Annotated in this window: 12 protein-coding genes; 8 read left to right on the top strand and 4 right to left on the bottom strand. The window is 66.9% G+C overall.

Annotated elements, in window-relative coordinates; all coding sequences use genetic code 11:
• Window position 1: 1 nt before the first annotated feature.
• Window positions 2-241, top strand: a complete 240-nt coding sequence (locus J3A66_RS06570) for a hypothetical protein (RefSeq protein ID WP_209567841.1) — start codon at window positions 2-4, stop codon at window positions 239-241.
• Between the two features lie 60 nt (window positions 242-301).
• Here the strand turns inward: J3A66_RS06570 and J3A66_RS06565 are convergent, their stop codons facing one another.
• Window positions 302-784 (bottom strand): vgr related protein, encoded by a 483-nt coding sequence (locus J3A66_RS06565; protein WP_159511693.1) that lies wholly within the window; start codon window positions 782-784, stop codon window positions 302-304.
• A complete protein-coding gene (locus J3A66_RS06560; RefSeq protein ID WP_235516273.1) occupies window positions 781-1,227 on the bottom strand; it encodes a copper chaperone PCu(A)C in 447 nt (148 codons plus the stop codon). Before J3A66_RS06560 ends, J3A66_RS06565 begins: the two co-directional genes overlap by 4 nt.
• A gap of 156 nt (window positions 1,228-1,383) precedes the next feature.
• Here J3A66_RS06560 and dnaK point away from each other — a divergent pair, with 156 nt between their 5' ends.
• The 3 genes from dnaK (at window position 1,384) to J3A66_RS06545 (ending at window position 5,088) form a co-directional block, all read left to right on the top strand.
• Window positions 1,384-3,291 carry a molecular chaperone DnaK gene (gene dnaK, locus J3A66_RS06555; protein WP_031441499.1) on the top strand — a complete coding sequence of 636 codons (1,908 nt, stop codon included), beginning with the start codon at window positions 1,384-1,386 and terminating at the stop codon, window positions 3,289-3,291.
• 157 nt (window positions 3,292-3,448) lie between these two features.
• The gene (gene dnaJ, locus J3A66_RS06550; protein WP_031394651.1) at window positions 3,449-4,585 is read left to right on the top strand and encodes a molecular chaperone DnaJ; all 1,137 of its coding nucleotides are present in this window, start codon (window positions 3,449-3,451) and stop codon (window positions 4,583-4,585) included.
• 35 nt (window positions 4,586-4,620) lie between these two features.
• Window positions 4,621-5,088 carry a hypothetical protein gene (locus J3A66_RS06545; protein ID WP_209567840.1) on the top strand — a complete coding sequence of 156 codons (468 nt, stop codon included), beginning with the start codon at window positions 4,621-4,623 and terminating at the stop codon, window positions 5,086-5,088.
• 381 nt (window positions 5,089-5,469) lie between these two features.
• Here J3A66_RS06545 and purB read toward each other — a convergent pair whose 3' ends face one another.
• The gene (gene purB, locus J3A66_RS06540) at window positions 5,470-6,768 is read right to left on the bottom strand and encodes an adenylosuccinate lyase (protein ID WP_031441496.1); all 1,299 of its coding nucleotides are present in this window, start codon (window positions 6,766-6,768) and stop codon (window positions 5,470-5,472) included.
• A 234-nt stretch (window positions 6,769-7,002) separates the two neighbouring features.
• Here purB and J3A66_RS06535 point away from each other — a divergent pair, with 234 nt between their 5' ends.
• Window positions 7,003-7,440 (top strand): EF-hand domain-containing protein, encoded by a 438-nt coding sequence (locus tag J3A66_RS06535; RefSeq protein WP_209567838.1) that lies wholly within the window; start codon window positions 7,003-7,005, stop codon window positions 7,438-7,440.
• Between the two features lie 76 nt (window positions 7,441-7,516).
• On the opposite strand, the gene radC is transcribed toward J3A66_RS06535, so the two are convergent.
• Window positions 7,517-8,209 (bottom strand): DNA repair protein RadC, encoded by a 693-nt coding sequence (gene radC, locus J3A66_RS06530; protein ID WP_031441495.1) that lies wholly within the window; start codon window positions 8,207-8,209, stop codon window positions 7,517-7,519.
• A 173-nt stretch (window positions 8,210-8,382) separates the two neighbouring features.
• Between radC and J3A66_RS06525 the strand changes: the two genes are divergently transcribed.
• Genes J3A66_RS06525 through J3A66_RS06515 form a run of 3 tightly spaced genes read left to right on the top strand, consistent with a single transcriptional unit; the run spans window position 8,383 to window position 12,111 of the window.
• Window positions 8,383-11,505 (top strand): YdbH domain-containing protein, encoded by a 3,123-nt coding sequence (locus J3A66_RS06525; RefSeq protein ID WP_348634006.1) that lies wholly within the window; start codon window positions 8,383-8,385, stop codon window positions 11,503-11,505.
• A gap of 47 nt (window positions 11,506-11,552) precedes the next feature.
• Window positions 11,553-11,729 (top strand): YnbE family lipoprotein, encoded by a 177-nt coding sequence (locus J3A66_RS06520; protein WP_081874129.1) that lies wholly within the window; start codon window positions 11,553-11,555, stop codon window positions 11,727-11,729.
• Window position 11,730: 1 nt separating this feature from the next.
• Entirely contained in the window at window positions 11,731-12,111 is a 381-nt protein-coding gene (locus J3A66_RS06515) for a YdbL family protein (protein WP_031439562.1), read from the top strand.
• Window positions 12,112-12,127: the final 16 nt, after the last annotated feature.

Genomic DNA, 12,127 nt, shown 5'->3' with positions numbered 1-12,127 from the left:
AATGCAGAAGATTCTTCAGGTCGTGTGTGTCGTGCTGGTCGCGGCGGCGGTCATGTTCGGCGTGCGATGGTACATGTATGTCGCGCGCGGCGAGACCCCGTATGACGAGGTCGGCATCGCGCTGAACGGCTATGCGCCCGCGCCGCTGCGCGCCTGGGGCTGTCACAAGATGCAGGAGCGGTTCTTCGGGCAGTTGCCGCCCTATGGTTGTGCTGGGCCGGATGGGCGCAGCTGGCTCTGACAGTGCACTAACCCACGTCATCCCAGCGTTCGCTGGGGTGACGGTTTGGGGAGTGGCGGACTAGGCCGACACCCGCGGCTTGAACGGAAGCAGCGTCTCGTACTGCGCGAGCGGCGGGGCGCCTGCGACCGTCGCGCCGGCACGCAGCAGGAAGGCGTGGCGGACGATCTCGCCCTGCTGCTCTATACCGTAGCGGTGCAGCGCGACGCCGGGACGCAGCGCATAGTCGTAGCGGCACCACGGATGCCGTACGAGCGGGAGAAAGATACCGCGCTGGTGCTGCCAGATATGCGTCATCTCGTGGATGAACAGCCCTTGCAACGTCAGATGGGCGTGCGCGAAATCGTCGCACCACAGATCGCCCTTGGGGTGAAAATGGATGCACCCGCGCGGCGCCATCACCGTGTCGCGCGGCTGGAAGAAGGCCCATTTGCGGCGTGCCAGCCGCACCGGCGCATAGTCGATCGCGTCGCCGAAGACCGACGCGGCGAGCCTCGTCTCGGCCGGGGTCAGCGCTCGCGTCGACCGGTCGCGAACGCTCACTTGGTTCCGGTGTCGCCGGCGCCGACGACGGCTGCGTTCTGCAGAATTCTGGTGCCGTCGGCGAAGGTGAGGGTGAAGGTGATGGTGCGCTCACCGGGCTTGATGCCGGGATTTACGTCGAACAGCATCACGTGACGGCCACCCGGCGCGAACACGACATCGGTCTTGGCCGGGATCTCGACGCGCGCGATCGGTTTCATCGACGACACGCCGCCGGCCGACATGCTCTCGTGCATCTCGCTCCGGATCGCGACGTCGGTGGTGACGTTGATCAGCGTCGCATCGGTCGGCCCGCCATGGATCGTGAAATAGCCTGCCGCCGGTCCGCCCTTGACCGCCGCGAGCCGGACCCACGCCTTCTCGACGGACAGCTGTTGCGGTTGTGCACAGGCCGCCACCCCGACCAGGGCCGTCACGGCAAAAATACCACGCATCGTCATCATCGCCACTTCATACCCCTCTTGCGATCTCTACGGGCCGTACAATCTTGCGGCAAGCGCGAGCCAACCTATATCGCGCCCATCAATCGAAAGGTTCCACTGCCGTAACGGGGTGGAGCCCGAGACTTTTTTACGATGTGTGAGGGGCTATTTAAACTCATGGCTAAAGTAATCGGTATCGATCTCGGCACGACCAACAGCTGCGTTTCCGTCATGGAAGGCGGCAAGCCCAAGGTCATCGAGAATTCCGAAGGCGCGCGCACCACGCCGTCGATCGTCGCATTCGCCAAGGACGGCGAGCGACTGGTCGGCCAGCCGGCCAAGCGCCAGGCAGTGACGAACGGCGACAACACCATCTTCGCGGTGAAGCGTCTTATCGGCCGTCGTTTCGACGATCCGATCACCAAGAAGGACACCGAGCTGGTCCCGTACAAGATCTCGCGCGGGCCCAACGGCGACGCATGGGTCTCGGCCGGCGGCAAGGATTACTCGCCCTCGCAGATCTCGGCGTTCACGCTGCAGAAGATGAAGGAAACCGCGGAGTCGTATCTCGGCGAGACGGTCACGCAGGCAGTCATCACCGTTCCCGCATACTTCAACGACGCACAGCGCCAGGCGACCAAGGACGCAGGCCAGATCGCCGGCCTCGAAGTGCTGCGCATCATCAACGAGCCGACCGCGGCGGCGCTGGCCTACGGCCTCGACAAGCAGGACGGCAAGACGATCGCGGTCTATGATCTTGGCGGCGGCACGTTCGACATCTCGATTCTCGAGATCGGCGACGGCGTGTTCGAGGTGAAGGCGACCAACGGCGACACCTTCCTCGGCGGTGAGGATTTCGACAACAAGATCGTTCAGTTCCTTGCCGACGAGTTCAAGAAGGCGGAGGGCATCGACCTCGCCAAGGACAAGCTGGCGCTGCAGCGTCTGAAGGAAGCGGCCGAGAAGGCGAAGATCGAGCTCAGCTCGGCACAGTCGACCGAGGTCAACCTGCCCTTCATCACCGCGGACCAGAACGGCCCGAAGCATCTGGTGAAGTCGATCACCCGCGCCGATCTGGAGCGGATGGTCGAGGACCTGGTCAAGCGGACGCTCGACCCCTGCAAGAAGGCCCTCGCTGACGCCGGTCTGAAGGCCGACGACATCTCCGAGGTCGTGCTGGTCGGCGGCATGACGCGCATGCCGCGCGTCCGTGAAGTCGTGAAGCAGTTCTTCGGCAAGGAGCCGCACACCGGCGTCAACCCGGACGAGGTCGTCGCGATGGGCGCCGCGATCCAGGCCGGCGTGCTGCAGGGCGACGTCAAGGACGTGCTGCTACTCGACGTGACGCCGCTGTCGCTGGGCATCGAGACGCTGGGTGGCGTGTTCACCCGGATGATCGATCGCAACACGACGATCCCGACCAAGAAGTCGCAGACCTATTCGACCGCGGACGACAACCAGGGCGCGGTGACGATCCGCGTGTTCCAGGGCGAGCGCGAGATGGCGGCCGACAACAAGATGCTCGGCAATTTCGATCTCGTCGGCATCCCGCCGGCACCGCGCGGCGTGCCGCAGATCGAAGTCACGTTCGACATCGACGCCAACGGCCTCGTCAGCGTCTCGGCCAAGGACAAGGGCACCGGCAAGGAGCAGCAGATCCGCATCCAGGCATCGGGTGGCCTGTCGGACAGCGACATCGACCAGATGGTCCGCGATGCCGAGACCTTCGCTGAGGAAGACAAAAAGCGTCGTGCGGGCGCAGAGGCGAAGAACAACGCCGAGAGCCTGATCCACACGACCGAGCGTCAGCTTGCCGATAATGGCGACAAGGTCGACGACGCGCTCAAGACCGAGATCCAGGCCGCGATCGACGCGACCAAGGCCGCGGTCGAGGGCGGCGATGCGGACGCGATGACCGAGAAGAGCACCGCGCTCGCCCAGGTCGCGATGAAGCTCGGCCAGGCGATCTACGAGAAGCAGGCTCAGGCGGATGCCTCGCCGTCGGCTGATGGCGATGCGGCGAAGAAGGACGACGACGTCGTCGACGCCGAATTCTCGGAAGTCGACGAGAACCCGAAGGCGTAACTGAAACTCCCTCTCCCCAGGGTCCCATGAAAGTAATATTTTCATGGGTGCCCGGCCGGGGAGAGGGCCGGGGTGAGGGGCAGTTCCGCGCGCTGTCGTCCGGAACGACCCCTCACCCAACCCTCTCCCCGGAGGGGAGAGGGCTAAGAGGGCCGCTATGAGTACCCAGACAGACTATTACGAACTGCTCGAGATCGAGCGGACCGCGGATGCGGGGACGATCAAGTCGTCCTACCGCAAGCTCGCGATGAAATATCACCCGGACAAGAATGCCGGTTGCAAGGATTCTGAGGCCCAGTTCAAGGCGGTCAGCGAGGCGTATGACTGCCTCAAGGATCCCCAGAAGCGTGCGGCCTACGATCGCTTCGGCCATGCCGCGTTCCAGAATGGCGGCGGCGGCGGTCATGGCGGCGGCGCGCAGGATTTCGGCGGCTTCAGCGACATTTTCGAAAGCGTCTTCGGCGAATTCATGGGTGGCGCGCAGCGCGGCGGCGGTGGCCGGTCATCGGCACGTCGCGGTGCCGACCTGCGCTACGACATGGAAGTCAGCCTGGAAGAGGCGTTCCACGGCAAGGCGACCGAAATCACCGTCGATGTCTCGGCCGTGTGCGACACCTGCGACGGGTCGGGCGCGAAGGCCGGTACGCGGGCCAAGACCTGCCAGCATTGCGGCGGTCACGGCAAGGTCCGTGCACAGCAGGGTTTCTTCGTGGTCGAACGCGCCTGCCCGGTCTGCAACGGCGCGGGTCAGGTGATCGCCGATCCATGCCCCGATTGTCGTGGCGAGGGCCGGGTCGAGAAAACCAAGACGCTCAGCATCAACGTGCCGCCCGGTGTCGATGAAGGTACGCGGATCCGGATGACGGGCGAGGGCGAGGCCGGCGCGCGCGGTGCACCGGCGGGCGACCTCTATATCTTCCTCCACGTCACCAAGCATAATCTGTTCGAGCGCGAAGGTACGACGCTGTTCGCGCGCGCACCGATCAGCTTCACGGTCGCGGCGCTCGGCGGATCGCTGTCGATCCCCGGCCTCGACGGGCGCACGCATGAGGTGAAGATCCCGGCGGGTATCCAGTCGGGCAAGCAGCTCCGTCAGCGCGGTGCCGGCATGCCGGTGTTGCAGGGGCGCGGTCATGGCGATCTGGTCGTGCAGATCGACGTCGAGACTCCGACCCGTCTGTCGAACCGGCAGAAGGAACTACTCGAGATGTTCCGCGAGACCGAGACCGGCGACGAATGCCCCGACAGCCAGGGATTCTTCGCCAAGCTGAAGGGCGTCTTCGCCGCGGAATAGGCTGCGCTGCTTGGCGTGAGTGACAGGGGGATGGTGTGGCGGCAATCGGTCTGACGTTTCTCGCTTGCTGGCTGCTGATGCTCGCGGCGCCCACGATCCCCCTGTCTCGGTCCCTCCGCGTGCTTCTGGTCGAGGCGCCGGTCACGCGGCTGGCGCGGCTGACGCGCGCGGACGTCGCGGTCGGCCTGGTGCTGATTGCGGCAGCGTGCGTCATGATGTTCGCCGATGACGGCGACAGGTTCCGGGTTGCCATGATGGGCGCGCCTGACATCGCGATCTGGCTGACGTCGTTCGAAGTGTCGGCGTATCTGGACGTGGCGATCGGTGTGATCGGCGCTGCGTCGAGCCTGCGGATCCGGGGTTTGCCGGCGCGGCTGGCGGCGGTTCTACGACGTGGGCGGCCGGTGGGTGCAAACCGCCGTGCGATACGCGTGCGCAAACCCGACGCACTTAGTGGCGCCAACGATGACGATCATCGACGGGGTGTAGCGCTAGCAGCCTGAAGGGTGGAGCCTGCGACCCTAGCCGCGCCCCTCCTTGGAGGGGCGGGCGGGCCGATGGATCAGAGGGTGGAAATGACCACCCCGACCACCAGCGCTTGAGCCGCGATCGCCAGCATAGAGCTGGTCACGGTTTCGAACATGCGCATGGGTAGGTCTCCAATGCCGGAGTAATATCCGGCATCGGTGATATGGCGATAGTTGCGGGATGTCGCAATTTTGTAACATGAAATCGTAATTGCGTTGCGTGCACTTTGGTGGGCTTAGCCTCTCCCACCCGTCATCCTGACGAAAGTCAGGATCCAGAGTAACGCGGTGCGGCGCTGCTTGGCTCTGGATCCTGACTTTCGTCAGGATGACGAGGGGGTAGTCGAACTTCCGCCGTTAGGCCGCGCCGAACACCCGGGCGAAGATCGTGTCGACGTGCTTGAGGTGATATCCGAGGTCGAATTTGTCCTCGAGCTCGGCATCGCTCAGCGTCACTTCCGGATCGGCCTTGAGCAGGTCGAGCAGCGAGAGTGCGCCGTCCGAATCCCACACCTTCATCGCGTTGCGCTGGACGAGGCGATAGGCGTCCTCGCGGCTCACCCCGGCCTGGGTCAGCGCGAGGAGGACGCGTTGCGAATGGACGAGCCCGCCCATCTTGTTGAGGTTCTTCTCCATCCGCGCCGGGTAGACGACGAGCTTGTCCATCACCCCGGTCAGCCGCGCGAGCGCGAAGTCGAGCGTGATCGTCGCGTCGGGCCCGATATAGCGCTCGACCGACGAGTGCGAGATGTCGCGCTCGTGCCACAGCGCGACATTCTCGAGCGCGGGGGTGACATAGCCACGGACCATGCGCGCGAGGCCGGTCAGGTTCTCGGTCAGCACCGGGTTGCGCTTGTGCGGCATCGCCGACGAGCCCTTCTGGCCAGGCGAGAAATATTCCTCCGCCTCGAGCACTTCGGTGCGCTGGAGATGGCGGATCTCGGTCGCGAGCCGCTCGATCGAGCTGGCGATCACGCCCAATGTCGCGAAGAACATCGCGTGGCGATCGCGCGGGATCACCTGGGTCGAGACGGGCTCGACCGACAGGCCGAGTTTGCCTGCGACATAGTCCTCGACGAACGGGTCGATGTTGGCGAACGTGCCCACCGCGCCCGAGATCGCGCAGGTCGCGACGTCGGCGCGCGCCGCCACCAGTCGTGCACGGTTGCGCGCGAACTCGGCATGCGCCTGCGCCATCTTGAGGCCGAACGTGACGGGCTCGGCATGGATGCCGTGGCTGCGGCCGATCGTCGGCGTCATCTTGTGCTCGCGCGCGCGGCGTTCGAGCACGACCAGCAGCGCGTCGAGGTCGGCGATCAGGATATCGCTCGCCTTGGCCAGCTGGACCGCGAGGCAGGTGTCGAGGACGTCGGACGAGGTCATGCCCTGATGCATGAAGCGCGCCTCGGGACCGACATGCTCGGCGACGTTGGTCAGGAAAGCGATGACGTCATGCTTGGTCTCGCGCTCGATCTCGTCGATCCGGTCGACTTCGAACGCGCCCTTTTCCCAGATCGCGGCCGCGGCCTCTTTCGGCACGACGCCGAGTTCGGCGAGCGCGTCGGTGGCGTGCGCCTCGATTTCGAACCAGATCTTGAAGCGCGCTTCGGGCGTCCAGATCGCGACCATGTCGGGGCGGGAATAGCGGGGGACCATCGGGATTTCCTGTGGCTGGGGAGAGGAGGCGCGACGCGCGCCCCGGCGGGACCCACGGCGGCGATCGGTCGCGCGGTAGCAGGCCGGACGGCAAGGTTCAAACCCAACCCCGGGGCGATCGGGCGATGCCGGCGGAACCATCAACGGCAGTCATGCATTGGTTGCGCCTACTATCCGAACGAACGACCTTCGCGACTGGAAAGTCGCCACCTAGGTCGCAGCAGGAGAGAAGACATGCTGAAATTCACTCTATTTGTCGGTGCGATCGCGCTCGCGACGCCGACATCCGCGCAGACCATGCCCGGCGGCGCGCCCAACTCACCACCGCAGCCCACGGCGCAGACAGAATCTTCGCCGCAGTCGCCGTCATCTTCGACGATGCAAGGCGATCCTGCGCCGGCGACTGCGCAGCAGCCGGTGACGGGGGCGCAGGTGGCGCAGGTCGTCGATGCGGAATTTCCGGGATATGACAAGAATGGCGACAATCTGCTGAGCACGTCCGAATTTGGCGCCTGGATGGTCGCGCTGAAGACACAGTCGGACCCGACCACGGTCACGGCCGCGCCCGAGACGCGCAAATGGGTCGACGGCGCATTCGCGCAGGCGGATGCCGACAAGAACAAGATGCTGACCAAGACCGAGCTGACCAGGTTCCTGACCCAGGCCGGCTGAACCAAACGCGCGGGAGGACCCTCGCGACATCAAGGCCGCCGGCTGACCCCGGCGGCTTTTTTGCGTCACGCGCTCCTTAAATCAGCCCTTGCGCGCGAAGGCTTACATGGCCGGCAGTGCCGATGACGATGTGGTCGTGCACCGCGACCCCCAGCCGCTTGCCCGCCTCCGCGATCGTGCGGGTGATCTCGATGTCCGCGCGACTGGGGGAGGGGTCGCCGCTGGGATGGTTGTGGACGAGGATGATCGAGGCCGAGCCGAGATCGATCGCGCGGCGGATCACCTCGCGGACATAAACCGCGGCCTGGTCGATCGAGCCCTCGCTCATCACCTCGTCGCGGATCAGCATGTTGCGCGTGTTGAGATGCAGGACGCGGAACCGCTCGATGACGTGATGCGCCATGTCCGCGCGCAGATAGTCGAGCAGCGCCTGCCAGTTGGCGAGCACCGGCCGCTCGCCGACGCGTGCCTGCAACAGGCGAAGCGCGGCGGCGTGCGCGATCTTGACCGCGGCGGTCGAAATCTCGCCCATGCCATCGACACGCGCGAGCGCCGCCGGATCGGCGGTCAGCACGCCGCCGATCCCGCCAAATTCGCGCATCAGCGCCTTGGCGAGCGCCTTGGTGTCGGCACGGGGAATCGCGACGGCGAGGAGATATTCGATCAGCTCGTGATCGAGCAGCGCCTCTCCGCCACCCTCGAACAGCCGCTTGCGCAGCCGCGCCCGGTGCCCCTTGCGCTCGTCGACTATATCGTCTGCCCCCGCCATGGCCGGATGCTAGCACAACCAGCCGCAATTGCATGACGCCCCCGCTACCGCCTATGCAGGCCGGGAAAGCGTGACGGAGTAAGCGGTTGACGGAGACGAGCGAGACAGGGCCCGACCCTCGCCGTCACGCGCCGGGTCGCCGTCGCGGCGGGCTCTCGCGGATTCAGCGAATCGTGCTGGTCGTAGCGCTCCTCCTGCTCGCCCTGCTCATCGGAGTCTGGGTACTCCGGAAGCAGATCGCTACGGGCTTCATCGATCGCGAACTCGCGCGTGCCGAGGTGCCTGCGCGCTACGAGATCGCCGATCTGGCGCTTGGCGGGCAAAGGCTGACCAATGTCGTGCTCGGCGATCCGGCCGATCCCGATCTGGTCGCAGACTGGGTCGAGACGCGGACCGGGATCGGGCTGTCGGGACCGTATCTGGAGGCGGTGCGCGCGGGGCGGGTGCGGCTGCGCGGGCGGCTGGTCGGTGGACGGTTGTCGCTGGGGGCGATCGACCGCCTCCTGCCTGCACCCTCGGGCAAGCCGTTCGCGCTGCCCGCGCTCGACGCGACCGTCGACGATGCGCGGATGCGGCTGGAGACGCCTTACGGGCTGGTCGGGCTGAAACTTTCCGGGACGGGGAAGCTCGATAACGGTTTCAGGGGCTCGCTTGCTGCGGTCAGCGACCGGCTGAGCGTCGGCGGCTGTACGGGCGACCGCCTTGCCGCGACGGTGCGCGTGCGGATCGATGCGGCGAAACCGATCCTGCAGGGCCCCGTGCGGCTGGGGCGGCTGGCGTGCGGCGATTCGCGGGCGGACAGCGTGGTCGCGACGCTCGACCTGACGCTCGGTGCGGCGCTCGATCGCTGGCAGGGGCGGGCCGCGTTGGCGACCGGGTCGGCCGTCCTGCCCGGAGCGACGTTCGCCGCGGCCAAGGGTGTCGTCGCCTTCGCGGGCACTGCTGCGGGAACCTCGGGCAAGGCGGATATCGCCGCGCAGACCGTGCGGACGGCCGAGGGCCGCGCACGCCGCGTGGCGATCGCAGGATCCTACCGTCTTGGTGAGGTTATCGCGTTCGAGGGCCGCGTTCGCGCGGCGGGTGCCGCAATCGCCCCGCGCCGGCTTGCCGGGGTGGAGGCGTTGCAAGGATCGGCAGCCGGGTCGCCGGTCGCGCCCCTCATGGACGCCGCGGTGCAGGCCGTGACGCGGGCCGCAAAGGGCTTTGCTGCGGATGCGGTGATCGCCGTTCAGCAGCGCGGCGGGCGCGGCGAGGCCGTGCTGTCACGCCTCGCGCTCGCATCGGCGAGCGGCGCGAGGATTTTGCTTGATGGCGGGGAGGGGCTCCGGTTCGCATGGCCTGGACGCGGTGCGTCTGGCGGAGGCGTCACGCTTGATACGACTCTTGCGACGCGGGGTGGCGGGTTGCCCGAGGCGCGCATCGCGCTCGCCCAGGCCCGACCGGGTGCGCCGGTCCGCGGCGTCGCGACGGTCGCGCCTTATGTCGTGGACGGCGCGCGGCTGGCGGTGACCCCGGTGCGGTTCAGCGCGACGCCCGGCGGGGCGACCGCGATCACGACGCGGGTGACACTCGACGGTCCGATCGGCAGCGGCGGCAAGGACCGGGTCGAAGGCCTGTCAATGCCGATCGCTGCCAGCTGGGACGGGAAGACGCGGCTCGTCGTCAACACTGGCTGCACGCCGCTAGCGGTGCAGCGGTTGGCGGTGTCGGGGCTGGTGCTCGACCCTGCGCGGCTGTCGCTATGCCCGATCGACGGAGCGCTGGTGCAGACCGATCGCGGACGTCTGCGCGGCGGTGCGCGGATCGCTGCGGCCGCGCTGTCGGGGCGGCTGGGGCGGACGCCGCTGACGCTGAACGCGAGCGGCGCGACGCTGCGGCTGGCCGACCGGGGCTTTGCGATCGACGGCGTGCAGACCCGGATCGGCGCGCCCGAGCGCGTCACGCGGCTGGACTTCGCGACGATCACCGGGCGGATGACGACGCAGGGAATCGCCGGCGCATTCACCGGTGGGGCAGGGCAGATCGGCAATGTGCCGCTGCTGCTGAACGAGGCGGCGGGCGACTGGACGCTGATCGGCGGTGCGCTGGCGCTCGACGGCACGATGGGTGTCAGCGACGCCGCCGCCACCGCGCGGTTCAAGCCGGTCGCGGCGCGCGGCGTGACGCTGTCGCTGATCGGCGGCACGATCACCGCGGCCGGAACGTTGTTCGAACCGGTCAGCAGCACCAAGGTCGCCGACGTCACGCTGGTCCATGCTCTCGGCACGGGCATCGGCCGCGCCGACCTGCTCGTGCCGGGGATCGTGTTCGCCAAGGACGCGCTGCAACCCGAGGCGCTGACGCCATTGACGTTCGGCGTGATCGCCGACGTCAATGGATCGGTCAGCGGCGACGGGCACATCGCGTGGACCCCCGACGGCGTGACGAGCACGGGGGTGTTTCGGACCGCCGGCACCGACCTTGCCGCCGCGTTCGGCCCGGTGACCGGGATCGCGACCGAGATCCGCTTCACCGACCTGCTCAATCTGCAAAGCGCGCCGGGGCAGGTCGCGACGATCCGCACGCTCAACCCCGGCATTCCGGTCAGCGACGGGACGATCCGCTATCAGACCCTGCCGGGTGCGCGCGTGCAGGTCGAGGGCGGGGCATGGCCGTTTGCGGGCGGATCGCTGACGCTCGACCCGACGCTGCTCGATTTCTCCGCGCAGAGCGAGCGGCGGATGACGTTCCACATCGCCAACATGGCCGCGGACCAGTTCCTGCAGCAGTTCGATTTCAAGAATCTCGACGCGACGGGGATCTTCGACGGCGTGCTGCCGATGATCTTCGACGAGACGGGCGGCCGGATCGAGGGCGGCGACCTGCGCGTCCGGCCGGGGGGCGGGACGCTCGCCTATGTCGGCGATCTCAGCCAGAAGGATCTCGGCATCTGGGCGAACATCGCCTTCCAGGCGCTCAAGTCGCTGCGCTATCAGTCGCTCCGCGTGGGCATGAACGGGCCGCTCGCGGGCGAGATGGTGACCGACGTGCGCTTTGCCGGGATCAGCCAGGGCGAGGGGGCGAAGTCGAACTTCATCGTCCGCCGCCTGCAGAAGCTGCCCTTCGTGTTCAACATCCGGATCAAGGCGCCGTTTCGCGGACTGCTCGATTCGGCGCAGAGCTTCTATGATCCGAAGCGGCTGATCGAACGCAACCTGCCCGCGCTGATCCAGCAGCAGTCCGCGCCGCCATCCCCCGGGCCTGCCGTCCCCGCAGCCCCATCCATTCAGCCCGCCGAAAGCAGGATCGTGCCATGACCGAAACAGGATTGAACAAGCTGGAGCAAAGACCGATCTTGCACAGGATGAGGACGATCGTCTTTCTGGTCACGACCGCCGCCGCCCTGCCGGGCTGCATCAACGTGTCGGCGCCGGACAAGCCGATCGAGATCAACCTCAACATCAATGTGACGCAGGAAGTGGTCTATCGTCTCGATGGCGAGGCGAAATCGCTGATCCAGCAGAATCCGGGGATATTCTGAGATGAAGATCAAGGCTTTGACGATGATCGCAGCGGTGGCGGTGCTTGGCGGCCTGTCGGTCGCCGCGTCGGCGCAGCGTGACCCGGCCTATGCCGCGGCGCGCGCGGGCGGCGAGGTCGGCGAGCAGCCCGACGGCTATCTCGGGCTGGTCGGCGCGGCGAGCGGCGACCTGCGTGCGCTGGTCAACAGCATCAACATCCAGCGCAAGTCGGCCTATACCGCCAAGGCGCAGGCGAGCGGCGCGACGGTCGAGCAGCTGGCGTTCACCAGCGGTTGCAACCTGATCGCGGGGACCAATCCGGGCGAAAAGTACAAGACGCCGGGTGGTGTGTGGAAGACGCGCACCGCCGCCGCACCGGAGCGTGATTCGCGTTGCGTCTGATCATGCTGTCCTAAGG

Origin of the sequence: Sphingomonas sp. PvP018 (assembly GCF_017876865.1) — a bacterium.
GTDB classification, from domain to species: Bacteria; Pseudomonadota; Alphaproteobacteria; order Sphingomonadales; family Sphingomonadaceae; genus Sphingomonas; species Sphingomonas aerolata.
This window is presented reverse-complemented; position numbering and strand designations above follow the sequence as displayed.

Coding starts and splice junctions, on each gene's coding strand:
- J3A66_RS06570 (WP_209567841.1), top strand. CDS start 2: ATGCAGAAGATTCTTCAGGTCGTGTGTGTCGTGCTGGTCGCGGCGGCG.
- J3A66_RS06560 (WP_235516273.1), bottom strand. CDS start 1,227: ATGATGACGATGCGTGGTATTTTTGCCGTGACGGCCCTGGTCGGGGTG.
- dnaK (WP_031441499.1), top strand. CDS start 1,384: ATGGCTAAAGTAATCGGTATCGATCTCGGCACGACCAACAGCTGCGTT.
- dnaJ (WP_031394651.1), top strand. CDS start 3,449: ATGAGTACCCAGACAGACTATTACGAACTGCTCGAGATCGAGCGGACC.
- purB (WP_031441496.1), bottom strand. CDS start 6,768: ATGGTCCCCCGCTATTCCCGCCCCGACATGGTCGCGATCTGGACGCCC.
- J3A66_RS06535 (WP_209567838.1), top strand. CDS start 7,003: ATGCTGAAATTCACTCTATTTGTCGGTGCGATCGCGCTCGCGACGCCG.
- radC (WP_031441495.1), bottom strand. CDS start 8,209: ATGGCGGGGGCAGACGATATAGTCGACGAGCGCAAGGGGCACCGGGCG.
- J3A66_RS06520 (WP_081874129.1), top strand. CDS start 11,553: ATGAGGACGATCGTCTTTCTGGTCACGACCGCCGCCGCCCTGCCGGGC.
- J3A66_RS06515 (WP_031439562.1), top strand. CDS start 11,731: ATGAAGATCAAGGCTTTGACGATGATCGCAGCGGTGGCGGTGCTTGGC.